Annotated in this window: 20 protein-coding genes; 10 read left to right on the forward strand and 10 right to left on the reverse strand. The window is 69.2% G+C overall.

Translation table 11 applies throughout. The features are described from left to right. The 3 genes from VGL30_RS17755 to VGL30_RS17765 all read left to right on the forward strand — a co-directional run. Positions 1-2817: response regulator (locus tag VGL30_RS17755; protein ID WP_331541355.1), on the forward strand; the 2817-nt coding region annotated here is incomplete at its 5' end. A gap of 16 nt (positions 2818-2833) precedes the next feature. Then, positions 2834-4510 (forward strand): response regulator, encoded by a 1677-nt coding sequence (locus tag VGL30_RS17760; protein ID WP_331541356.1) that lies wholly within the window; start codon positions 2834-2836, stop codon positions 4508-4510. Between the two features lie 160 nt (positions 4511-4670). Further along, positions 4671-5291, forward strand: coding sequence for an EthD domain-containing protein (locus tag VGL30_RS17765; protein WP_331541357.1), 621 nt, complete (start codon positions 4671-4673; stop codon positions 5289-5291). Between the two features lie 63 nt (positions 5292-5354). Here the strand turns inward: VGL30_RS17765 and VGL30_RS17770 are convergent, their stop codons facing one another. Next, entirely contained in the window at positions 5355-7058 is a 1704-nt protein-coding gene (locus VGL30_RS17770) for an N-acyl-D-amino-acid deacylase family protein (RefSeq protein ID WP_331541358.1), read from the reverse strand. Between the two features lie 324 nt (positions 7059-7382). Between VGL30_RS17770 and VGL30_RS17775 the strand changes: the two genes are divergently transcribed. Then, positions 7383-8237: a hypothetical protein gene (locus VGL30_RS17775; RefSeq protein WP_331541359.1), complete on the forward strand. Its 855-nt coding sequence runs from the start codon at positions 7383-7385 to the stop codon at positions 8235-8237. Between the two features lie 36 nt (positions 8238-8273). Here the strand turns inward: VGL30_RS17775 and VGL30_RS17780 are convergent, their stop codons facing one another. Continuing rightward, a complete protein-coding gene (locus VGL30_RS17780) occupies positions 8274-9167 on the reverse strand; it encodes an enoyl-CoA hydratase (RefSeq protein WP_331541360.1) in 894 nt (297 codons plus the stop codon). A 353-nt stretch (positions 9168-9520) separates the two neighbouring features. On the opposite strand from VGL30_RS17780, the gene clpB reads away from it, so the two are divergent. Beyond that, positions 9521-12103, forward strand: coding sequence for an ATP-dependent chaperone ClpB (gene clpB / locus VGL30_RS17785; RefSeq protein ID WP_331541361.1), 2583 nt, complete (start codon positions 9521-9523; stop codon positions 12101-12103). A gap of 166 nt (positions 12104-12269) precedes the next feature. On the opposite strand, the gene VGL30_RS17790 is transcribed toward clpB, so the two are convergent. From VGL30_RS17790 to arfB, 3 genes are all read right to left on the reverse strand, one after another. After that, positions 12270-12647, reverse strand: a complete 378-nt coding sequence (locus tag VGL30_RS17790; RefSeq protein ID WP_331541362.1) for a hypothetical protein — start codon at positions 12645-12647, stop codon at positions 12270-12272. A 77-nt stretch (positions 12648-12724) separates the two neighbouring features. After that, on the reverse strand, positions 12725-13255 hold the full coding sequence (locus VGL30_RS17795; protein ID WP_331541363.1) for a hypothetical protein: 531 nt from the start codon (positions 13253-13255) through the stop codon (positions 12725-12727). Positions 13256-13424: 169 nt separating this feature from the next. Next, complete coding sequence (gene arfB, locus VGL30_RS17800) at positions 13425-13847, reverse strand: alternative ribosome rescue aminoacyl-tRNA hydrolase ArfB (protein ID WP_331541364.1); 423 nt, start codon at positions 13845-13847, stop codon at positions 13425-13427. Positions 13848-13963: 116 nt separating this feature from the next. On the opposite strand from arfB, the gene ilvC reads away from it, so the two are divergent. After that, on the forward strand, positions 13964-14983 hold the full coding sequence (gene ilvC / locus VGL30_RS17805; protein ID WP_331541365.1) for a ketol-acid reductoisomerase: 1020 nt from the start codon (positions 13964-13966) through the stop codon (positions 14981-14983). Positions 14984-15028: 45 nt separating this feature from the next. On the opposite strand, the gene VGL30_RS17810 is transcribed toward ilvC, so the two are convergent. After that, a complete protein-coding gene (locus VGL30_RS17810; RefSeq protein WP_331541366.1) occupies positions 15029-15769 on the reverse strand; it encodes a methyltransferase in 741 nt (246 codons plus the stop codon). Between the two features lie 145 nt (positions 15770-15914). Here VGL30_RS17810 and VGL30_RS17815 point away from each other — a divergent pair, with 145 nt between their 5' ends. Continuing rightward, positions 15915-16928 carry a polyprenyl synthetase family protein gene (locus tag VGL30_RS17815; protein ID WP_331541367.1) on the forward strand — a complete coding sequence of 338 codons (1014 nt, stop codon included), beginning with the start codon at positions 15915-15917 and terminating at the stop codon, positions 16926-16928. A gap of 81 nt (positions 16929-17009) precedes the next feature. On the opposite strand, the gene VGL30_RS17820 is transcribed toward VGL30_RS17815, so the two are convergent. Together VGL30_RS17820 and VGL30_RS17825 are read right to left on the reverse strand one after the other, a co-directional pair. Beyond that, positions 17010-17177 carry a hypothetical protein gene (locus tag VGL30_RS17820; protein WP_331541368.1) on the reverse strand — a complete coding sequence of 56 codons (168 nt, stop codon included), beginning with the start codon at positions 17175-17177 and terminating at the stop codon, positions 17010-17012. 46 nt (positions 17178-17223) lie between these two features. Next, the gene (locus tag VGL30_RS17825) at positions 17224-17742 is read right to left on the reverse strand and encodes a nuclear transport factor 2 family protein (RefSeq protein WP_331541369.1); all 519 of its coding nucleotides are present in this window, start codon (positions 17740-17742) and stop codon (positions 17224-17226) included. 334 nt (positions 17743-18076) lie between these two features. Here VGL30_RS17825 and VGL30_RS17830 point away from each other — a divergent pair, with 334 nt between their 5' ends. Then, complete coding sequence (locus VGL30_RS17830) at positions 18077-18727, forward strand: histidine phosphatase family protein (protein WP_331541370.1); 651 nt, start codon at positions 18077-18079, stop codon at positions 18725-18727. A gap of 85 nt (positions 18728-18812) precedes the next feature. Here the strand turns inward: VGL30_RS17830 and VGL30_RS17835 are convergent, their stop codons facing one another. Continuing rightward, the gene (locus VGL30_RS17835) at positions 18813-19376 is read right to left on the reverse strand and encodes a GNAT family N-acetyltransferase (RefSeq protein ID WP_331541371.1); all 564 of its coding nucleotides are present in this window, start codon (positions 19374-19376) and stop codon (positions 18813-18815) included. Positions 19377-19749: 373 nt separating this feature from the next. Here VGL30_RS17835 and VGL30_RS17840 point away from each other — a divergent pair, with 373 nt between their 5' ends. Beyond that, positions 19750-20514, forward strand: a complete 765-nt coding sequence (locus VGL30_RS17840) for a hypothetical protein (protein WP_331541372.1) — start codon at positions 19750-19752, stop codon at positions 20512-20514. 258 nt (positions 20515-20772) lie between these two features. Here VGL30_RS17840 and fumC read toward each other — a convergent pair whose 3' ends face one another. After that, entirely contained in the window at positions 20773-22164 is a 1392-nt protein-coding gene (fumC, locus tag VGL30_RS17845; protein WP_331541373.1) for a class II fumarate hydratase, read from the reverse strand. A gap of 79 nt (positions 22165-22243) precedes the next feature. Here fumC and VGL30_RS17850 point away from each other — a divergent pair, with 79 nt between their 5' ends. Further along, entirely contained in the window at positions 22244-22624 is a 381-nt protein-coding gene (locus tag VGL30_RS17850; protein WP_331541374.1) for a RusA family crossover junction endodeoxyribonuclease, read from the forward strand.

Consider the following 22624-nt stretch of genomic DNA (forward strand, 5'->3'; position numbering starts at 1 on the left):
GAGCAGGACTGGCTGAAGACCAACCTCGCCCGGTTCACCCGGATGCTGCAGGGCGAACGGGACCTATCAACCGTGTCGAACCTCGTGCTCTCCGAGCTCGCGCCGCTGATCAACGCCCAGCACGCGGTGTTCTACGTCTCCGACCGCGACGACGAGGGCGCCATGGTGATGAACCTGGCCGCCTCCTACGCCTTCAACTCGCGCAAGCACCTGGCCAACCAGTTCAAGCTCCGCGAGGGCCTGATCGGACAGTGCGCCTATGAGAAGTCGCGCATCCTGCTGACCAACGTGCCCAATGACTATGTGCAGGTCACCTCAGGCCTCGGCGAGGCGCCGCCAAACAACATCATCGTCCTGCCCGCCCTGTTCGAAGGCGAGGTGAAGGCGGTGATCGAACTGGCCACCTTCGGCGAGTTCAACGACACCCAGCAGCAATTCCTCGACCAGCTGATGGAATCCATCGGCATCGTGCTCAACACCATCGCCGCCAACATGCGGACCGAGGGCCTGCTCAAGCTGTCGCAGCTGCTGACCTCGGAACTGCAGGCGCAGCAGGAAGAGCTGAAGAAGACCAACGACCAGCTGGAGCAGCAGGCCGCATCGCTTCGTCAGTCCGAGGAACTCCTGCGCGCCAAGCAGGACGAGCTGCAGCAGACCAACGCCGAGCTCGAAGAGAAGGCGACGCTGCTGTCGGCCCAGAACCAGGAGGTGGAGGCCAAGAACCGCGAGGTGGAGCAGGCCAAGCTGGCGCTGGAGGACAAGGCCGAACAGCTGGCCCTGACCTCCAAGTACAAGTCCGAGTTCCTGGCCAACATGAGCCACGAGCTGCGCACCCCGCTCAACTCCATCCTGATCCTGGGCCAGCAGCTGGGGGACAACCCGGAAGGCAACCTCTCCGACAAGCAGGTGGAATTCGCGCGCACCATCCACGCCGCCGGCACCGACCTGCTCAACCTGATCTCCGACATCCTCGACCTGTCGAAGATCGAGTCCGGCACCGTCTCGGTCGACGCCGAGGAGATCATCTTCAGCGGCCTGCTGGAGACCATGGCCCGGCCCTTCCGGCACGAAGCGGAGAACCGCGGCCTGGCCTTCGAGGTGCTGGTGGCGCCCGACCTCGACCGCAGCATCGTCACCGACTCCAAGCGCCTGCAGCAGGTGTTGAAGAACCTGCTCTCCAACGCCTTCAAGTTCACGGCGCAAGGCGGCGTGAAGCTGAGCGTTTCGCCTGCGGCCGAAGGCTGGAGCCCGGATCACCCCACGCTCCGGCACGCCCCCGCGGTGGTGGCGTTCGAGGTGTCCGACACCGGCATCGGCATCTCGTCGGACAAGCAGAAGATCATCTTCGAGGCGTTCCAGCAGGCCGACGCGGGCACCAGCCGCAAGTACGGCGGCACCGGCCTGGGCCTGGCCATCAGCCGCGAGCTGGCGAGCCTGCTGGGCGGGGAGATCCAGCTCAGGAGCACGCCGAACCAGGGCTCCACGTTCACGCTCTATCTGCCCTTGACCTACGTGGGCCCGCAGTCCGGCGCGATCCGTCCGGTGGGCGACATGCGCCCGTCGCCCGCCGCCCAGCTGGCCGCGGCCCCGCGGCTCGAGGCGGCCGAGGCCATGCTGGACGACCGCCACAAGATCGAGCCGGACGACCCCGTGCTGCTGATCGTGGAGGACGATCCCCACTACGCCCGGGTGATGATGGACATGGCGCGGGACGGCGGCTTCAAGGTGCTGGTGGCCATGCGCGGCGCAGACGCCCTGGCGCTGGCCCGCGACTACCCGCTGACCGCGGTGTCGCTGGACGTGTTCCTGCCCGACATGCTCGGCTGGACGGTGCTCAGCCAGCTCAAGCAGAACCCGGCCACGCGGCACATCCCGGTGCAGATCGTCACGTTCGACGACGACAAGCAGCACGGGCTGGCGCGCGGCGCCTTCGCGTTCCTGAACAAGCCGACCACGACGGTGGCGCTGGAAAACGCCCTGTCCAAGATCAAGTCCTTCGCGCAACCTCGCCGCAGGCGGCTGCTGGTGGTCGAGGACAATCCGGCCGAACAGCTCAGCGTCACCGAGCTCCTGGCCCATGACGACATCGACATCGAGGCGGTGGGATCCGGCGAGGAGGCGCTGGAGCGCCTCAAGGCCGAGCCCGCCGATTGCGTGGTGCTGGATCTGCGCCTGCCGGACATCTCCGGGTTCCAGGTGCTGGAGCGGCTGCGCGACGACGGCGCGCTCGCGGACACCCCCGTCGTGGTGTTCACCGGCCGGGAGCTGACGCCGGAAGAGGAAGCCCGGCTGCACACCATGGCGCGCAGCGTCGTGGTGAAGGGCGTCGAATCACCGGAGCGCCTGCTGGACGAGACGGCGCTGTTCCTCCACCGGGTGGTCTCCAGGCTGCCACCGGCGAAACAGCAGATGATCGAGCGCCTGTACTCGTCGGACGACGACCTGGTGGGCCGCACCGCCCTGCTTGTGGACGACGATGCGCGCAATATCTTCGCCCTCTCCAGCGTGCTGGAACGGCGGGGCATGAAGGTGCTGACGGCGACGACGGGAAGCGAGGCGGTCTCCATCGTCGAGTCGCAGCCGGAGGTGGCGATCGTGCTGATGGACATCATGATGCCGGGGATGGACGGCTACGAGACGATGCAGGTGATCCGCGCCAATCCGGACTTCCGCCGCCTGCCGATCATCGCCCTGACCGCCAAGGCGATGAAGGGAGACCGCGAGAAGTGCCTGGAAGCCGGTGCGTCCGACTACCTGGCGAAGCCCGTCAACACCGAGCAGCTGCTGTCCGCCCTGCGGATGTGGATGCACCGGTGAGCAGCTGGCCGTGAGCGTGGGGGGACCCGTCAACATCCTGCTGGTCGACGACCAGCCGGCCAAGCTGCTCAGCTATGAGGTGATCCTCAGCGAGCTCGGGGAGACGCTGATCAAGGCGTCCTCCGCGCGCGAGGCGCTCACGCAGCTGCTGAAGCGCGACGTGGCCGTCGTGCTGATCGACGTCCAGATGCCGGACCTGGACGGATTCGAGCTGGCGGCCATGATCCGGGAACACCCACGCTTTCAGCAGACGGCGCTGATCTTCGTCTCGGCCATACACCTGTCGGAGCTGGACAGCGTCCGCGGCTATGCCGCGGGGGCGGTCGACTACGTGCCGGTGCCCGTGGTGCCCGAGGTGCTGCGGGCCAAGGTGCGGGTGTTCATCGACCTGCACCGCAAGACGCGCGAGCTGGAGCAGCTGAACGCCGAGCTCGAGCGGCGGGTGGCGGAGCGGACGGCGGCGTTGGAGGCGTCGCGCCGGGACCTGCAGATCCTGAACGAGGAGCTGGAGGTCCGCATCGAGGAGCGGACGCGCGAGCGCGAGCAGGCGATGGCCCAGCTGTTCGAGGCCCAGAAGATCGACACCATCGGCCAGCTCACCGGCGGCGTGGCCCACGACTTCAACAACCTGCTCATGGCGGTGATGGGCAGCCTGCAGATGCTGAAGAAGCGGCTGACCGACGACCCGAGGTCGCAGCGATTGCTGGACAACGCGCTGCAAGGCGCCGAGCGCGGGGCCGCCCTGACGCAACGTCTCCTGGCGTTCGCCCGCCGGCAGGAGCTGCGGCCGGAGACGGTCGACCTGGGCGAGCTGATGGCCGGCATGCGGGATCTTCTCCACCGGGGGCTCGGTCCCGCTGTAAACCTGAGCCAGGACCTCGCTCCGGACCTGCCCAGGGTCATGGTGGACTGCAACCAGCTGGAACTGGCGCTCCTGAACCTGGCGCTGAACGCGCGTGACGCCATGCCCGACGGGGGCATCCTGACGATCTCGGCCTGCCCCGCGACGATGGAGGGGGACGGCGTCCCGGGCCTGCATCCGGGCGACTATGTGCGCGTCACCGTCAGCGACACCGGCGAGGGAATGGACGAGGCGACGCTGGCGCGGGCCACGGAGCCGTTCTTTACGAGGAAGGGCGTCGGAAAGGGCACCGGTCTCGGGCTGTCGATGGTGCATGGCCTGGCGGCGCAATCCGGCGGGGGGCTTCGCCTCCACAGCCGCCCGGGTGAAGGAACCCAGGTCGAGCTCTGGCTGCCCCAGAGCCGGGATCTCCCTCAGCCTCGACAGCCCGTCCGCGAAGTGCGCGCAGCCTCCCCGGGGCGCCGCATGAAAATCCTGCTGGTGGACGACGATTCCCTGGTGAGCATAGGGACGGCGGCCATGCTGGAGGATCTCGGTCACGAGGTCACCGAGGCGGGCTCCGCGATGCAGGCGCTGTCGATCATGGAGTCGGACCCGCATTTCGACTTGGTGATCACCGACCAGGCCATGCCCGGGATGACCGGGCTGGAGCTGGCGACGCGACTGCGGAAATCCTTCCCGGGATTGCCCATCGTGCTCGCGAGCGGCTATGCCGACCTGCCCGCGCCGCAGGCGGATCTGCTGGAATTGCCGCGGCTCACCAAGCCGTTCCTGCAGACCGACGTCGCCAGGCTGATCACCGAGCACTGTCCGGAAGGGGCCGACGGATAACCCCGGCCGCGGCCGCCAAATCCCGGCGGCGTGAGCGCAACGGCCTTGACCGGGGCGCGCCGGTCAGCCGTCCTGCATTGCAGCGTCCAGGCCGCCGGCGGAGATCGCCGCCGGCGAGCAGGCAAGCCGCCGTCAACGAACGGCATGGCCAGAGGAAACCATGAGCAAGATGATCTATGTCGCCAGACGCAAGCCGGGCATGACGCCGGAGGCCTTCGTCGCCCGTTGGCGCCGGCACGGCGCCCTGGCGATGTCGCTGCCGCTGTGGCGTCGCATGAGCCGCTACGTGCAGGCCTCGGTGATCCAGCCGGCGCCGATTGCCGGCGCGTCCGCCGACTACGACGCGGTGGGCGTCGTCTGGCAGTGGGACGACGCCCGCCCGGCCGGCGATCCGGCCGGGGCCCGGACGCTCGAGGCCGACGAGCTCGAAACCTTCTCCGGCCCCATCCCGCCGCTGCTGTTGGACGTCGACGAGCAGGTGCTGAGCGACGACGGCGCGGGCCGCACCACCGCCTATCTGTGGTTCAACGACCTCGACGCCGCGCGCCGGGCGGCCGAGACCGCCGCCGCCGGCGCCGAAGGCCGGCCGGCGCCCAACCGGGTGGTGCTCAACCGCGTCAGCGAGCCGAACCCTTACCCTTGCGTCCTTCCCTTCAAGGCGATCGTCGAGATTTCCGCCCGCGACACGGACGGACTGAGAAGGGTGCTCGGCGCGGACGGCGCCGATCCGCTCAGGAGCGATCTCGCGGTCGTGGCGCGGGAGGCCATCCTGTGGGGCTGAGGCTTCGAAGGGCGCGGGCCCGCCGGGGCCGGACCCTTCGTGGAAAATGGCGCGTCGACGTGGTCATCGCCGTCCGCGCACCAGCCTGCCCGGCAGTTCGCCGGTATGGGCGCCGCCCTCCCAGGTCACCGCGCCCGCACACAGGGTGAAATCGTAGCCCCGCGCGTCCTGCAGCAGCCGCCGGCCCTGGGCGGGAAGGTCGGACGCCCAATATGGGGGGAGCACGCCGATGCTCTCCATGTCGATGACGTTGAGGTCCGCCCTCAGTCCCGGCGCGATGACTCCCCGATCGCGCAGGCCCCAGGCTTTGGCGGGACGGCTGGTCTGCATCGACACGGCCTGTTCGAGGGAAAGCCGGGGGCCGCGCACCCGGTCGCGCACCCAGTGGCTGAGGAGAAAGGTGGGGGCGCTCGCGTCGCAAATCATTCCGCAGTGGGCGCCGCCGTCCGCCAGGCTGAGCACGGCGTTGGGGTGGGTCAGCATGGCGTGCAGCGGACCGAAGTCGCGGTCCCCATAGTTTATCATCGGAAAATATATCCAGGACCGGCCCTCGTTCTCGAGCAGCAGGTCGTAGACCACCTCCAGCGGCGCGCGGCCCTGCCGCGCGGCCGTCGCGGCCACCGAGGCTTCGGGCGCGGGCTCGTAGTCCGGCGGATCGCCCAGGGCGAACATCGCGTCGAAGGTCGCCATTTTCGTGCGCCACCAGCGGCTCATGCCCTCGGGGGTTTCCGCCATCATGCGGGCGCGCAGCTCGGGATCGCGCATCTTGCCGACGATGGCGGCGAGGGGCAGGGGCGCGAGGTCGCGGAACGAGGGATGCGCCGAGAACGGGTGCACCTTGCTTTCGAGGTTGATCAGCATTCCGACCGGGCGTGCGCCGACGCCGGCGGTTATGTCGATCCCCTCGGCCTGGGCTTGCGCGGTCAGGGCCAGCAGTTCCACGTAGTCGCCCGGCGCTTCGTCGAATTGCACCAGGGCATAGGAAATCGGCACGGCGCAGTCCTGGGCGAGCGCGCGCAGCCAGGCGAAATCGGCCTTGGGGTCGCTCCAGTCCATCACCAGCTGGAAAATCCCCCCGCCGCCGCGCGCCATCGCCCGGCCAAGCGCCTGCAGTTCCTGGATCTCGACAAAGCTGCCGGGCACAGGCTGGCCGTCGGCCGCCAGGTGAAGCTTGGTGCGGGATGTCGAAAGGCCAAGCGCGCCGGCGGCGATCGCCTCGGTGACGATGGTCTCCATCTGCGCCAGCTCCGCCGGAGTGCAAGCCCCCCGGACGGCCTGCCGTTCGCCCATCACGTAGGCGCGGATGGCGCTGTGCGGCGCCTGGGTGGCGATATCCATCACGCGGAACCCGGCCTCGAGCGCGTCGAGATATTCCGGGAAGGTTTCCCACCGCCAATCGATGCCTTCCGCCAGCGCCGTGCCGGGGATGTCCTCGACGCCCTCCATCAGGTTGATCAGCCAGTCGCGCTGGTGCGGCCGCACCGGGGCGAACCCCACGCCGCAGTTGCCCATGACCGTCGTCGTCACCCCGTGCGCGCCGGATGGGGACACCAGCGGGTCCCAGGTCACCTGGCCGTCGTAGTGCGAGTGAATGTCCACCCACCCCGGCGTGACGATCCTGTCCTCGGCGTTGATCTCTCGGCGCGCCGGCCCAAGATCGGAGCCCACGGCGGCGATCAGGCCGTCGACGATCCCCACGTCGGCGCGGAACGGCGCGGCCCCGCATCCATCGACGACCAATCCACCTCGGATCACGATGTCCATCATGCAGAGCACTGACGATTTTGCCTCGGCGCCGCCCGCGGCTGGGCGGGTGGCCGGACGGAAGGATGACCGGTCGATTAGGCGACCTCAAATCGTCGCCTCGCCATATCAAAATCCGACAGACGACCCGGCCGATGGTTACAGCATCCGCAGGGCTCACGGCGGTCTTCCCCGGCGTTCGCGCCGATTGCGCTCCGGAAAGCCAGGTCCTACCCTCGGCCGCAAGCAGAGATGTCGTCGGCGTACCTGCACCGCGCCGGGATGTCCCTGGTCACCTGGGATCGTCATTCGGCGCGACGCGGGCGACCCGGCGGAGGAGCGGACGATATGCTGAAGGACATCCGTCAATTGGCAGGCGATCCCGAAGCCTACGCGGAGGAGCTCCGGCGGCGCTGGACGGGGCTGCTGAGCTACCGCTACATCGGCCGCAACCACAGCTCGATGAACACCGGGCCGGTCGACAACACCGTCACGCTGCGCCGCGACATGCGCAACGCCGTCGGCGGCCTGCTGGTCGCGCCGATCTCGATCAGCGCCCCGGAGGGCGGCGGGGTGTCGGACCTCGAAGCGATCCCCAACCCGGTCATCCATTCCTGCCAGATTCTCGACGCCGCCCACGACGTGAAGCGGATCGAGGTGATCCAGTCCGAGGGCCTCAAGAGGGGGGTCCGCATGTGCTACAGCCGGTCGAAGATCGTCGACGCCGACAACCACGACCGCATCATCGCCTTCACCGAGGGCCAGGGCGCCATCATCGGCGCGCCGCCCGAGGGGCTCCGGAAGATGGCCGAGGACAGGCTCGAGATCATCGACTCTCCCGACCTGCCCCCGCTCTGGAAGGCGTTCGGCGCCGCCCGGCGAGCTGACGGGCGCTGGTCGCTCCCCCAACTCACCTCCGAGACGGCCTCGCCCGACGCGGCCCTGCACATCGGCCCGCAGCACGTCGTCCTGGAGACGGCCGCCATGGACCTGGCCGCCGGCCTCGTCGGCTCCGACCGGCTCCAGATGCAGTCCTGGCACGTGATGTTCCTGGCCCGGGGCAAGGTCGGCCCCTTCCGCGTCGAGGGCGAGGCGGTGCGAGGCGGCGAGGGCAAGGTGGGCGTCCGGATGATCCTCCATGACGAGGGCGCCGGGGACGCCGCGGTGTCGTCCGGCTCGGCGATCTTCCAGCTCCTCGATTAGCTTGGACGATCCGCCGGGTGCGGTCGCCTTCCGGCCCTATCGATCCCGTTGGGCCGGGACGACCGGCGCGGCCGTCCTCCAGTCGGGAACGCCGTCCTCAGGCAGGCCGGCGGGTGCGCCGCCCTTATGCACCTCGGCCCAATGGGAATGATTCAGCTGATGGAGGCTGAAGCAGGCTTGCAGTGAATTGTGGAACCCCATGTTGTCGACCGTCTGGTTCACCGATTCCTTGATCATCAGCGCGGCCATGGTCGGCAGGCGCGCGATGCGCCGCGCGAGCGCGAGGGTGTCTTCCGCAAGACGGTCAATCTTGTAGACCTTCGACACCATGCCCAGCCGATAGGCTTCCTCCACGTCGATGGAATCCCCGGTCAGCATCAGTTCTTTCGTCTTCCGGGGACCGAACTCCCAGGGGTGAGCGAAATATTCCATGCCGCACATGCCCAGTCGTGCGCCGACGACGTCGGCAAAGACAGTCTCTTCGGCCGCGACAATCAGGTCGCAACTCCACATCAGCATGAGTCCGGCCGAGTAGACGGAGCCATGGACCTGGGCGATGGTGATCTTCCTGAGATTGCGCCAGCGGAGCGTGTTCTGGAAGAAATAGTGCCACTCCTGCAGCATGCGTTTCTCGGTGCCGTTCCGGGTCCCGCCGTTCGTCCGGGCGGTCACGTGCTGCTCCGGGCCGGGCGTCAGCTCGGCGCGCATCTCCGCCGACCCCAGGTCATGCCCCGAAGAAAATATCGGTCCGGCGCCCGCCAGGATAATCACCCGCACGCGGTCGTCGGCTTCGGCCGCAAGAAACGCCTCGTTGAGCTCGACCAGCAATCCGCGGTTCTGGGCGTTGCGGGAGCCCGGCCGGTTCAGAGTGATCCGGACGACCTGGTTGTCGTCAAAAGTGTCGTAATTCAAGAACTTGTAGTCAGCCACCTTCGGCCTCCCTCTTATTGCGTTGCCTCGCCTGCCGGAGATCCCAAGGAGGACCCGTCCCCGCCGCCAGGCCGTCAGGGGCTGGTGTCGGGTAAGCCGCATCCTCGGAGACCTGCGCGCCCGGCGCCAATCCGAAATAATTCTTCCTGCATTTGAACCCGCGGCTCCGTCCCGGAACTGGCGACGCCGGGCCTCGCGCAGCCCCGAGGGCTGATTCAACGGGCGTCCACCGCCACGAAGCTCTCCGACGCCGCTCGAACCTTGTGTGACGCAATTGCCACACTACATCGGGTGAGCCGGAGGTTGCGCTTGATCGAGGCGGCTTCCGCCAACCCGCCTGATGAGGGGACCCGATGAACATCGACATCTATTCCGACCGCGCCAAGCAGGCGATCCAGTCGGCCCAGAGCCTGGCGCTCGCCCGCCGCCACCAGCAGCTCAGCCCGCTGCACCTGCTGAAGGTGCTGCTGGAGGAAAAGGACGGCCTTTCGCGCACCCTGATCCAGGGCGCCGGTGGCCGGCCCGACGCCGCCGACGCCGCGGCCGAGGCCGCGCTCGGCAAGCTGCCCAAGGTCGAGGGCGGCTCCGGCCAGCTCTACATGGCGCCCGACGCCGCGCGCGTCTTCGCCAAGGCCGAGGAGGACGCCAAGAAGGCCGGCGACGCCTTCGTCACCACCGAGCGCCTGCTGATCGCGCTGGCCGCCGAGGGCGGAGACGCCGCCCGCGCGCTGAAGGACGCCGGCGCCAACACCAAGGGCCTTGAGGCCGCCGCCGAGAGCGTCCGCAAGGGCCGCACCGCCGATTCCGCCTCGGCGGAGGAGGGCTATGACGCGCTGAAGCGCTACGCCCGCGACCTGACCCAGGCCGCCCGCGACCAGAAGCTCGATCCGGTCATCGGCCGCGACGAAGAGATCCGCCGCACCATCCAGGTGCTGTCGCGGCGTACCAAGAACAACCCCGTGCTGATCGGCGAGCCCGGCGTCGGCAAGACCGCCATCGTCGAGGGCCTGGCCCTGCGCATCGTCAACGGCGACGTACCCGAGAGCCTGAAGGACAAGAAGCTCCTGTCGCTCGACATGGGCTCGCTGATCGCCGGGGCGAAATACCGCGGCGAGTTCGAGGAGCGGCTGAAGGCGGTGCTCAACGAGGTCACCGCCGCCGAGGGCTCGATCATCCTGTTCATCGACGAGATGCACACCCTGGTCGGCGCCGGCAAGAGCGAGGGGGCGATGGACGCCTCCAACCTCCTGAAGCCGGCGCTGGCCCGCGGCGAGCTGCACTGCGTGGGCGCCACCACCCTCGACGAGTACCGCAAGAACGTCGAGAAGGACGCGGCCCTGGCCCGCCGGTTCCAGCCGGTGTTCGTGGACGAGCCGACGGTGGAGGACACCGTCTCGATCCTGCGCGGGCTGAAGGAGAAGTACGAGCTGCACCACGGGGTGCGGATCACCGACAGCGCCATCGTCGCCGCCGCCACCCTCTCCAACCGCTACATCACCGACCGCTTCCTGCCCGACAAGGCCATCGACCTGATGGACGAGGCCGGCAGCCGCGTGCGCATGGCCGTGGATTCCAAGCCCGAGGAGCTGGACGAGATCGACCGGCGCATCGTGCAGCTGAAGATCGAGCGTGAGGCCCTGGCCAAGGAGACCGACAGTGCCTCCAAGGCCCGGCTCGGCAAGCTGGAGGAGGAGCTCGACGGCCTGGAAGCCCAGTCGGCCCAGATGACCGCCCGCTGGAAGGCCGAGAAGGAAAAGGTCGGCCAGGCCGCCCAGGCCCGCGAGGCGCTGGAGCGCCTGCGCGCCGAGCTGGCCCAGGCTCAGCGCCGCGGCGACCTGCAGCGCGCCTCGGAGATCGCCTATGGCGAGATCCCGCCGCTCGAGAAGCGCATGGCGGAAGAGGAGGCAGAGGCCGCCCGCAACGCCGTCTCGCCCGAGGTGGTCGACGCCGAGCAGATCGCCGCCGTCGTCTCCCGCTGGACCGGCGTGCCGGTGGAGAAGATGCTCGAGGGCGAGCGCGAGAAGCTGCTGGCCATGGAGGACGCCCTGCGCAGGCGGGTGGTCGGCCAGGACGAGGCGCTGGTCGCCGTCTCCGACGCGGTGCGCCGGGCCCGCGCCGGCCTGCAGGATCCCAACCGGCCGATCGGCTCCTTCCTGTTCCTGGGCCCCACGGGCGTCGGCAAGACCGAGCTCACCAAGGCGCTGGCCGAGTTCATGTTCGCCGACGATGCGGCGATCACCCGCCTCGACATGAGCGAATACATGGAGAAACACTCGGTGAGCCGCATGATCGGCGCGCCCCCCGGCTACGTCGGCTATGACGAGGGCGGGGCGCTCACCGAGGCGGTGCGCCGCCGGCCCTACCAGGTCGTGCTGTTCGACGAGGTGGAAAAGGCCCATCCCGACGTCTTCAACGTGCTGTTGCAGGTGCTGGACGACGGGCGGCTGACCGACGGGCAGGGGCGCACGGTCGATTTCCGCAACACCCTGATCATCATGACCTCCAACCTGGGGTCGGAGCACCTGGCCGCGCTCGCCGGCGACGAGACCGTGGAGAAGGTTCGCCCCCTGGTCATGGACCAGGTGCGCCGCCACTTTCGCCCGGAGTTCCTCAACCGCATCGACGAGATCATCCTGTTCAGCCGCCTGGGCCGCGCCGAGATGGACGACATCGTCCGCATCCAGCTCAAGCGGGTGGAGAAGATGCTGGCCGACCGGCGCATGACGCTCAGCCTCGACGCGGCCGCCCTGCACTGGCTGGGCGAGCGCGGCTACGACCCGGTCTACGGCGCCCGGCCGCTGAAGCGCGTCATCCAGAAGGAGCTGGTCGATCCCATCGCCCGCAAGCTGCTGGCCGGCGAGCTGGAGGACGGCGCGGTCATCGACGTCACCGCCGACCAGGACGGCCTGGTGATCGGGCGGGCGAAAGTTCACTAGCGCGGATGACGGCGCCTTTTCCTCACCTGTCCCGCAGAGGACGGGGGAGCAACCATGTTCAGGTTGGCTGGTGTCGGACCCAGGGCGCAGTGCGTGGTTCAGGCGGGCCGATGTCCACTGACGCCGCCGCGGCTCGATCCTGCGGGTGTAGGGCGGCGGCCGTCGCCTACCAGCAGCGGGTGCGGCGGACGTAGGCCTCTTCCCACGGATCCCAGTTCGTCGTGGTCCTGCAGCGGCTGTAGCTATAGGCGTACGGGCGATAGTAGCGATGGCCGTAATAGGGCCGGTAGTAGCCGTCGTCGTAGCTTTCGCGGTAGTAGCCCCGCCCGTCGTAGTCGTAGCGCCCGTAGTCGCGCCGGCCGCCGCCGGACGCCAGCGCCGCGCCGATGGCCAGGCCTGCGATGCCGGCCGCGATGGCCGCGCCGTCGTCGTCGTGGCGGCCGCGGTAGTGGCGGTGGTCGCGCGCCATCGCTCCGGTCGCGGGCGCGATGGCGGTGGCGAAGCTCAGGGCCGCCATCCCGCCGATCAGTAGTTTACGCATCATGATCCCTCCGCAGGGGTCATCCCTCACGGAGTATTAACGCACAAGCTGAAGGTGGGCTCCACCCCCGGCGGGGCGGGTCAGAGCGCCATCTTCACCGGCTTGCCGCCCTTGGTCTCCACCCGGCGCATGATCGCCATGCTGTCGGAGCCTGGGCCCACCGGCTTGGCCACGGTGATCACGTACCAGGGCCCGTCCGGCAAGCCGGAGAAGCTGAAGCCGTCGCCGCCGTCGCAGGTGGTGCGCCGGACGAAGGCCGAATAGTCCTCGCCGGGTTCCGAGGGGGTGCGGGCGCGGACCTCCGCCACCGGCAGGGCGGCGAAGCTGGCGGACTTGTAGAGGATGCTCATCCGTCGCCGCGTCCACTGCGTCTCCGGCGTCAGGATCACCGCCGCGCCGGCGCAGGTGTAGCGCTGGTCGCCGCGCTTGTAGGTCAGCTTGCCCTCGATGCGGCCGCGGCCGGGCACCGCCGACCAGGAGAAGTCGGACGGGCGGAACACCGTCGCCGAGGGCGCGGCCGTCATCGGCGGCGGCGGCGGCCCCTCCGGGGTGGCGCAGGCGGCGGCGAGCACCAGGGTGGCGGAAAGTGCGATGAGGCGGGTCGAAGACATATGTCCAGGCCTTGCAAGTCCAGAGGCGTCCGCCCAGCAGCGGCGCACGCGGAAGGTGTCGCATTGTCGGTCGCCGGAAGACCTTAGGGCAACCTCCATTTGCAGGCGACTCGCCGGTCCAGGGAATATTCTTTCAGCTTCCGCCGGTGTCTTGAAGAGCCCGTGCGCGTCAACCCTCGTCCTGCGGCCGCCCGCGCCCGGCTTTCACCCCCGAGCGCCGCGACTTCCCGTCCAGCCGCCTGAGCTTCGAGGCGTAGGTGGGCCGGGTGGCCTTGCGCCGCTTGGGCGCCACCGCCGCGCGGCGGATCAGCTCGATCAGCCGCTCGCGGGCGTCCTGCCGGTTCATCTCCTGCGAGCGGGCGTTCTGGGCGAACAGCACGATCACGCCGTCCAGCGTCAGCCGGCTGCCGGCCAGCCGTTCCAGGCGGGCGCGCACGTCGTCCGGCAGCGACGGGGAGTTGCGCACGTCGAAGCGCAGCTCCACCGCCGAGCTGGTCTTGTTGACGTGCTGGCCGCCGGGACCGCTCGCCTTGACGAACCGCTCGACGAGTTCGTCCTCGTCGAGGCTCAGGCTGTCGGTGATCTCGATCATCGGCCCATAGTGTCGCGCTTCCCTTGACCTTTTCCCAAAAAAACGGTCGATAGCGCCGCCCGTCTGCGGCCTGGAACCCGCAAGCCCGGCTGCAACGCTCGTTCAGGAGAACTCCCATGCGCGTCTACTACGACCGCGACGCCGACATCGCCCGCATCCTGGACAAGAAGATCGCCATCGTAGGCTACGGCAGCCAGGGCCGCGCGCACGCGCTGAACCTGGCGGACTCCGGGGTGAAGAACGTCGCCGTGGCGCTGCGCCCGGACTCGGCCACCGCCAGGAAGGTCGAGGCCGACGGCCTGAAGGTGATGAGCGTGGCCGACGCCGCCAAGTGGGCCGACGCCCTGATGGTGCTGGCGCCCGACGAGCTGCAGCGCGGCATCTACGCCGGTGAGATCGCCCCCAACATCCGCGACGGCGCCGCGCTGCTGTTCGCCCACGGCCTCAACATCCACTTCAACCTGATCGAACCCAAGAGCACGATCGACGTGCTGATGATCGCGCCCAAGGGGCCCGGCCATACGGTGCGCAGCGAGTATCAGCGGGGCGGCGGCGTGCCGTGCCTGATCGCCGTCCACCAGAACCCCACCGGCAACGCCCTGGACTTCGGCCTGGCCTACGCCTCGGCGATCGGCGGCGGCCGCTCGGGCATCATCGAGACCAACTTCCGCGAGGAATGCGAGACCGACCTGTTCGGCGAGCAGGCCGTGCTCTGCGGCGGCCTGGTGGAGCTGATCCGCGCCGGCTTCGAGACCCTGGTCGAGGCGGGCTATGCGCCCGAGATGGCCTATTTCGAATGCCTGCACGAGGTGAAGCTGATCGTCGACCTGATCTACGAAGGCGGCATCGCCAACATGAACTACTCGATCTCGAACACCGCCGAATACGGCGAGTACGTCACCGGCCCGCGCATCGTCACCGCCGAGACCAAGGCGGAGATGAAGCGGGTGCTGGAGGACATCCAGTCGGGCCGCTTCGTGCGCGACTTCATGAACGAGAACGCCGCCGGCCAGCCCAGCTTCAAAGCCACCCGTAGGCGAGGCGCCGAACACCAGATCGAGGAAGTCGGCCAGCGCCTGCGCGCCATGATGCCCTGGATCACCAAGAACAAGCTGGTGGATACGGCGCGCAACTGACCTCTTTTCCTCCCCCGTCCTCTTCGGGACGGGGGAGGAAAAGGCCTACCCCCAACCCAGCCCCGTCTCGCCCCGCAGGATCGCCTCGGCCTTTTCGGTATGCTTGGCCCCGCCCCGCGGGTGCAGCACCAGCGGCGCCAGCAGCACCAGCGGCGCCTTGCCGCCCTTCACCGCCCGCACCAGCACCCGCTTGGCCGGGGCGTCGGCGAACGGGTGCACCGGGCGCACCTGAAGCGAGCCGGCCGTCCCGCCCAGCAGCGCCAGCAGGTCCGCCAGCCGGTCGGCGCGGTGGATCACGGTGATCGTCCCGCCCGGCCGCACCGCCTTGCAGAGGAACCCGGTCCAGGCGGCCAGGCCGTCGTCGGCCAGCCAGGCCCCGCGCTTGGCCGGTGCGGGGCCGCGCAGGGCCCTGGGATCGTCGAAGAACGGCGGGTTGGCCATCGCCGCGTCGAAGGCCGCCAGCCCCAGCCGCGCGAAGGCCACGGCGACGTCGCCCTGCAGGACCTCCACCCGTTCGTCCAGGCCGTTCAGCGCCGCGTTCTCCCGCGCCAGCGCCGCGGCGTCCGCGTCGCGCTCCAGGCCGGTGAAGCGGGCGCCGGGCCGCCGGGCCGCCGCGGCCAGCAGCGCCGCGCCCGCGCCGCATCCCGCCTCCAGCACCCGCGCGCCGTCGGCCGCGTCGCAGGCCGCCGCCAGCAGCGCCGCGTCGAGGCCCGCGCGATAGCCGCTGGCCGGCTGGCGCAGCCGCAGCCGGCCGCCGAGCAGCCGATCCTCCGTGACGCCGCTCATTCGCCCATCCTGCGGGACATGGTTGATGCGCCTGGTTCGCCGCGGGCGAAGCGCGCCTTGACCGCCTCCTATCGCGTGACCATTGTCCCCCGCAACGGCGAAGGGCGCTCCAGGCGGCCAGCCGCAGCCAGGAGTTCGCAGTTCCGTGGACGCAGCCAGCGCGGCCGTCGCTTCCAAGCCGCCCTCCATCGATGAACTGATCCGGCTCGCGCGCGGCGACATGGCGGGCGTCGACGCCCTGATCCGCGAGCGCATGCAAAGCCCGGTGCCGGTGATCCCGGCGCTGGCCGACCACCTGATCGGATCGTCGGGCAAGCGGCTGCGGCCGTTGCTGACCATCGCCTCGGCCCGGCTGTGCGGCGCGCGCGACGACGCCTGCCTGAAGCTGGCGGCGGCGGTGGAGTTCATCCACACCGCCACCCTGCTGCACGACGACGTGGTGGACTCCTCCGAGCTGCGCCGCGGCCGGGTGGCCGCGCACCTGATCTGGGGTGCGCCCTCCAGCGTGCTGGTGGGCGACTTCCTGTTCGCGCGGGCCTTCGAGCTGATGGTCGAGGCGGGCTCGATGGCCGCCCTGGAGATCCTGGCCCGGGCCAGCCGGGTGATCGCCGAGGGCGAGGTGCTGCAGCTCACCCGCGCCCACGACCTGGACCTCTCCCAGGAGACCTATCTGCAGATCATCCGCGCCAAGACCGCCGAGCTGTTCGCCGCCGCGGCGGAGGCCGGCGCGGTCTCGGCCGGCGCCCCGCGCGAGCAGCGCCAGGCGCTGCGCCGCTTCGGCCAGGACGTCGGCCTGGCCTTCCAGCTGGTGGACGACGCGCTCGACTATTCCGGCGCCAGCGAGGTGCTGGGCAAGAACCCGGGCGACGACTTCCGCGAGGGCAAGGCCACCCTGCCGCTGCTGCTGGCGATGGCCCGCACCGGCGCGCCGGAAGAGCCGTTCTGGCGGCGCACCGTCGATCGCCGCGAACAGACCGACGCCGACTTCCAGCGCGCCCGCGAGCTGATGCGCGCCACCGGCGCCCTGCAGTCGACCCTCGACCTGGCCGCCGACTACGCCGCCGCCGCCAAGGCGGGCCTGGCCGAGTTCTCCGCCGCCAACCCCTGGCGCCCGGCGATGGAGGACCTGGCGGACTTCGCCGTCAGCCGCCGGGCCTGAGGCCCTTCGGCGACCCTCCCGGTCCCGGCGAGGCTACCGCTTGACGACCAGCCCCTGTCCGGTCGGCAATTCGAGGATGCGCTAGCCGCGCGCGGCCATGAACGCGTCTTCCGCCGCCGCCCGGGCTGCCGGCTCTGAAAGCGCGGCGATGCATCGGTCGGCCAGCGCCACCGCGTCCTCGGCCGAGCCGGCGGCTTCTGGCCCGCCCATCTCGATCACTGTCCCCTGGATGCCCGGTGCGGCCGCCATCTAAGCGGGATTCCGGGGACTTGGCACGTCGCTCAGGGCACGTCGCTCAGGGCTTCGCCGCCGGGGCGGCCGGAGGCGCCGCCGCGCCGGCCCGATGCGCAGCGGCGGGATGCGGCGCCTCCCCGGCCCAGGCCCAGGCGCTGATCTTCCAGCCCGCCGGTTCCTGGTGGAGCGAGAACACCATCCGCGCCGCCTCGGTCATGCGCCGGCCATGCTGCCGGTAGTTGAAGGCCGTCGCCGCGACCACATAGGCGGCGTCGCCGTCGACCTCGATGCGCAGCGGCTTGCCCAGGGCGACGCTCTCGTCGGTCATGCCGGCCGCCTTCGAGGCCTTGCCCAGGTCCGCCGCCCAGGCGTCGAACGCCCCCGGCCCGCGCCAGACGTGCGGCGGAACCTCGTCCTGGATCGAGGCGTCCGCGGCATGGGTCGCCCTGGCGGTCGCGAGGTCGCCCTTGTTGAAGCTTCCGATGAACTGGTGGATCGGCGTCAGGACGGCGCTGTTCGGCTCCGCCGCCCGGGCCGTCGCCGCGCCCGCCATCGCCAGGCACAGAACGCCAGCGAACATCTTCATGTCAGCCCCTCGCGTCAGCATCGGCAGCCATTGAGCGCCCGCGCGGCCGGCCTGGCAAGGATCAGCTTCGCGCCTCCATCTGGGAGACCGGGTCTATCCCTGGGGTCGTTGAGGCGCAGGCCCCGACGACACGTCCGGAACGGATGTTCGGGTAGAGCAGAGGTTAGGAGGGCGGTTCGGTGGGACAGCGCGCCTTTTTGCGGGCGTTGCTGCGCGAGCGATTGCTACGTCAACCGGCGGTCGCTAAACGCCGCTCGCCCTGGACGTCGTGTTTGATCGCCGCCGGCAACCGGTTTGTCAGGCGGCTCGGAACTCGGAGGAAGCGCGAATGAAGGATATCTACGTGGTGACACACACGCAGTCGCGCCACCACATCGCAGGGTTGGTGGGCGGTTGGTACGACGCCGGTCTGACCGATCTGGGCCGAATGCAAGCGGGCATGGTGGCGTCGCGCCTTCAGGACGTGATCGGCGGCAGTCGGCCGCTGGAGATTTACGCCTCGGACCTGCTTCGCGCGGCCGAAACCGCGCAGATCATCTCCGCGAGATTGAGCGTTGAGGCGAAGACGACCTCTGACCTGCGGGAGATGAACTATGGCGGCGCGGGCGGCAAGCCACAGACATGGTTCAATGATCGGGTCGTGCGAGCCCCAAAGATCGGCAATCGTCTCGACCATCGCGGAGGCATCGAAGACGCCGAGACCAAGCGTGAGGTCATAACTCGTGTTTACCGGGCCATGGACATGATCATCGAGAGTCCTTGCCCAACGCAAATCATCGTCACGCATGGCTACACTCTGACCTTTGTGGTCGCTGCATGGGTAAAGATGCCGGTAGAAGCGGCGGGCTACATCAATATGCGCTCCAGTCCGGGCGGCATTACCCACCTTCGCGAGGACGATGAGTGGTTCAACAGGTATGTCATGAGTCTGAATGTCATGACTCACATGGCCGAGCCGTCGCCTGACCTTGCCAGTTAGGGCGCATGCCGAAGTTCCGGGAAGGGTCGAAATTCGGCGATGGCGGTTCGTCCAGAACCAGACATTGCCTTCGCTGTTCCGACGGTCAACGTTGTGAAGAATCATTCGGGGTGGAAAGGGGCATTGCTCCATCGCCCTGTTGCGGCTGTTCTTGTTTAGGGTCAGGACCAGCTTGGTGCAGCGCCTTTTCCATCGCGTAATTATGGATCGGCACGCCCCGGAGAATGATATCTCGCCGGCGAATTAGCTCGAAACCCCTTCGTTCGAACAGCGGCCGGGCCGCCTCGCTGGCCTCCACGAAGAGGCGCGGAATATGCATGGAGAGCGCGGCGCGGGTCAGCTCATCCAGCAGCTTTGAGCCCACCCCGGCGCCTACGGCGTCCGGGCGGCAATAGAGGTGATCCACGTGTCCATCCGGCTCAAGGTCGCCGTAGCCGACGATTTCTCCGCGGTCGTTGATCGCGACGAGCGTTGTCCGTCCATCGGCGGCCCGAGCACGAACGTAAGCCGGATCTATCGAAGCGGGCGCCCAGGCGGTTACCTGCTCGGGGCGGTAATGCCTGGCGCCGATGATGCGGACGGATTGGAAGTAAAGCTCCGCCATTATCGGGGCGTCGGCTTCCTCATAGGTGCGGATGGTGACGGACATTGGGAGAGCGCGGCGACTGCAATCGAAGGCGCGTCCATCTGCTATAGGCCGGGCTGCCGGCAATGGCGACATGCCCGGAACCAGGCGGCGGCGTCTTCACCCCAAGCGCAAACGCCGGGATCTCATGTTCGGGGTGGAGATGGTCCCTCCACCCCGTTGCAGACCTGCGGCTCGGGCCCTTCTTCCTCCCGGACGTCGTCCTCGGGCTTGTCCCGAGGACCCATGCGCACAGGCGGGTCGGAAAGAGGCGCGGCGCCGTGTCGCCCGCAGGCGGCCCCGACAAATGTTCTCTATTTGTTCTTGTCGTGCCGCCGCCGTCGCGCTATCCTGGGCGGGTCCGGCGCCCTGGCCGGGCGAATTGAGGACGCTCCCCATGACGCCGGACTTTGGACCGGAGTACGATTCCCCCCGCCCGGACGTGCGCACCGGCGCCGGCTTTGAACCCAACGAGGGCCGCTACACCGAGGAGACCGGCGCGGAAATCTGCCTGCGGCTCGCCGCGGGCTGGTCGCTCAACGCGGTCTGCCGCGATCCGGACATGCCCTCCAAGCCCACGGTCCTGAAGTGGGCCGAGCGCCGTCCGGCCTTCGCCGCGGCCATGGCCGAGGCCCGCGCGCGGACGGCGGACCGCGCGGAGGCGGCCCCGTCGCGCAGGCTGCGCAAACAGCTCGCGCGCCTGGCCGAACGGGGCCGCCTGGCCCCGGACCGGCCGGGGATCTATTCCGACGCGGTGGCCGAGACCGTCTGCCGGCGCATCGCCCACGGCGAGGCGCTGGCCGACATTTGCCGCGATCCGGACATGCCGAGCCATGTGACGGTGGGCGCCTGGGCGCGCCGCAGCCCGGCCTTCGCCTACATGCTGGACCTCGCCCGCGAGCAGCAGGCGCAGGTCAAGCTCGACCTCGCCTGGAAGATCGCCCGCGACGCCACCCCGGCCACCGTCCAGCTCGCCCGCCTGCGGATACAGACCCTGCGCTGGCAGGCTGCGCGGCTGAGTCCCAGAGCCTTCGCCGACCGCGCCCCGATCCCGCCCCGTCACGTCATGGAGTCCATCCGCGAGGACGGCCCGGAGGGCTACTGGGCGCAGCAGCACCCCGAACTCGCCGCCAAGAGCCAGGCCGCCGGCGACTGGGACTAGGTGTTGACCGGTCAACACCCCCGGTCAACACCTCAAGCCGCGGCCGACGACGCCCGGAGATCGTGCAAGCCCACGACTCCACTCAGGAAATCACTGGACTGCAACCGTCAGGGAGAGCCCGGCGGAGGTGTTGTTCGCCACCCCGAAAATGTGTTTACCGACGTAAGGCTGGCGCGGCCGCGACCTTTTCTCCCCCCGTCCTGCAGAGGACGGGGGAGGAAAGAGGGCCCTGACGTTCGTCAGGGTGAGCGGAGGGGGTCACCCCGGCGCGATCATCTTCTCCGGCCGCACCAGTTCGTCGAACTCGGCGTTCGTCACATAGCCGCCGCCCACCGCCTCGTCGCGCAGGGTGGTGCCGTTCTTGTGCGCCGTCTTGGCGATCTTGGCCGCCGCGTCGTAGCCGATCTTGGGGGCCAGCGCGGTGACCAGCATCAGCGAGCGTTCCATGGCCGCCTTGATGTTGTCCTCGCGGGCCTCGATGCCCACTACGCAGTTGTCGGTGAACGACACCGCCGCGTCGCCGATCAGCCGGCAGGACTGCAGGAAGTTGTAGGCCATCACCGGATTGAACACATTGAGCTCGAAGTGGCCCGAGGCGCCGGCGAAGGTCATCGCCGTCTGGTTGCCCATCACGTGGGCGCAGACCATGGTCAGCGCCTCGCACTGGGTCGGGTTGACCTTGCCCGGCATGATCGACGAGCCCGGCTCGTTCTCCGGCAGCGACAGTTCGCCCAGGCCCGAGCGCGGGCCGGAGCCGAGGAAGCGGATGTCGTTGGCGATCTTGAACAGCGCCGCGGCCGTGGTGTTCAGCGCCCCGTGGCTGAACACCATGGCGTCGTGGGCGGCCAGCGCCTCGAACTTGTTGGGCGCGGTGACGAAGGGCAGGTGGGTGAGGGCCGCGATCCGCTCGGCCACCAGCTCGGCAAAGCCCACCGGCGCGTTCAGGCCGGTGCCCACCGCGGTGCCGCCCTGGGCCAGTTCATAGAGGCCGTAGAGGCTCTCCTTGATGCGCCGGACGTTGTTGGCGACCTGCTGCGAATAGCCGGAGAACTCCTGGCCCAGCGTCAGCGGCGTGGCGTCCTGGGTGTGGGTGCGGCCGATCTTGATGATGTGGGCGAAGGCCTCGACCTTCACCTTCAGCGCGGCGTGCAGGTGCTCCAGCGCCGGCATCACGTGCCGCGCCACCTCGCCCGCCGCCGCCACGTGCATGGCGGTGGGATAGGTGTCGTTGGACGACTGGCTCATGTTGACGTGGTCGTTGGGGTGGACCGGCGTTTTCGAGCCCATCTCGCCGCCCATCACCTCGATGGCGCGGTTCGAGATCACCTCGTTGGCGTTCATGTTCGACTGGGTGCCGGAGCCGGTCTGCCACACCACCAGCGGGAAGTGGTCGTCGAGCTTGCCGTCGATCACCTCCTGGGCGGCGGCGACGATCGCCTGGCCGATGGTCCTGTCCAGCCGGCCCAGCTCCATGTTGGCCTCGGCCGCGGCGCGCTTGACCACGCCCAGCGCCCGGATCATCGGCTGCGGCTGCCTCTCCCAGCCGATCTTGAAGTTGCCCAGGGACCGCTGGGTCTGGGCGCCCCAGTAGCGGTCGGCCGCCACCTCGATCGGGCCGAAAGTGTCGGTCTCAGTGCGGGTCGCGGTCATTGGCGCCTCCAGCCGGAACGCCGCCGGTTTAGCGAGACGGCGCGAGACTGCAAGCCGTTGCGCTTCTAGAACCGCGACCATGGACGAGAATTGGACCCAGCACGGCAAGGTGCGCGCCCGGGAGACCGAAACCGGCCTCACCCTGGAGGTCGACGGGCTCACCTCGCAGGCGCGCTATTACAAGCCGCTGATCTACGAGTTCTTCCGCAAGGCCTGGCGCGGCGCGCGGCCGGCCTGGGGGGAATTCTCGGTGGAGATCTGGATGGACTACATGGGCGATCCGCCCTGGCTCGACCTCGATAACCTGGCCAAGGCGGTTCTCGACGCCATCAAGGGCTACGCCTTCCACGACGACGCCCAGGTGGCCCGCCTGCTGGTGCAGCGCCGCGAGGGCGCGCGCGAGCGGATCGTGGTCGCGGTGAGCCGCCTGGGCGACGGCGGGCCGGCGTGGCGGCGCTAG

The sequence above is a fragment of the Phenylobacterium sp. genome (genome assembly GCF_036502675.1).
Taxonomy (GTDB): Bacteria; Pseudomonadota; Alphaproteobacteria; order Caulobacterales; family Caulobacteraceae; genus Phenylobacterium.

Excerpts from the sequence above, each read along its gene's own strand:
- VGL30_RS17765 (WP_331541357.1), top strand. The coding sequence starts at position 4,671 with ATGAGCAAGATGATCTATGTCGCCAGACGCAAGCCGGGCATGACGCCG.
- VGL30_RS17770 (WP_331541358.1), bottom strand. The coding sequence starts at position 7,058 with ATGATGGACATCGTGATCCGAGGTGGATTGGTCGTCGATGGATGCGGG.
- VGL30_RS17775 (WP_331541359.1), top strand. The coding sequence starts at position 7,383 with ATGCTGAAGGACATCCGTCAATTGGCAGGCGATCCCGAAGCCTACGCG.
- clpB (WP_331541361.1), top strand. The coding sequence starts at position 9,521 with ATGAACATCGACATCTATTCCGACCGCGCCAAGCAGGCGATCCAGTCG.
- VGL30_RS17790 (WP_331541362.1), bottom strand. The coding sequence starts at position 12,647 with ATGATGCGTAAACTACTGATCGGCGGGATGGCGGCCCTGAGCTTCGCC.
- VGL30_RS17795 (WP_331541363.1), bottom strand. The coding sequence starts at position 13,255 with ATGTCTTCGACCCGCCTCATCGCACTTTCCGCCACCCTGGTGCTCGCC.
- arfB (WP_331541364.1), bottom strand. The coding sequence starts at position 13,847 with ATGATCGAGATCACCGACAGCCTGAGCCTCGACGAGGACGAACTCGTC.
- ilvC (WP_331541365.1), top strand. The coding sequence starts at position 13,964 with ATGCGCGTCTACTACGACCGCGACGCCGACATCGCCCGCATCCTGGAC.
- VGL30_RS17810 (WP_331541366.1), bottom strand. The coding sequence starts at position 15,769 with ATGAGCGGCGTCACGGAGGATCGGCTGCTCGGCGGCCGGCTGCGGCTG.
- VGL30_RS17820 (WP_331541368.1), bottom strand. The coding sequence starts at position 17,177 with ATGGCGGCCGCACCGGGCATCCAGGGGACAGTGATCGAGATGGGCGGG.
- VGL30_RS17825 (WP_331541369.1), bottom strand. The coding sequence starts at position 17,742 with ATGTTCGCTGGCGTTCTGTGCCTGGCGATGGCGGGCGCGGCGACGGCC.
- VGL30_RS17830 (WP_331541370.1), top strand. The coding sequence starts at position 18,077 with ATGAAGGATATCTACGTGGTGACACACACGCAGTCGCGCCACCACATC.
- VGL30_RS17835 (WP_331541371.1), bottom strand. The coding sequence starts at position 19,376 with ATGTCCGTCACCATCCGCACCTATGAGGAAGCCGACGCCCCGATAATG.
- VGL30_RS17840 (WP_331541372.1), top strand. The coding sequence starts at position 19,750 with ATGACGCCGGACTTTGGACCGGAGTACGATTCCCCCCGCCCGGACGTG.
- fumC (WP_331541373.1), bottom strand. The coding sequence starts at position 22,164 with ATGACCGCGACCCGCACTGAGACCGACACTTTCGGCCCGATCGAGGTG.
- VGL30_RS17850 (WP_331541374.1), top strand. The coding sequence starts at position 22,244 with ATGGACGAGAATTGGACCCAGCACGGCAAGGTGCGCGCCCGGGAGACC.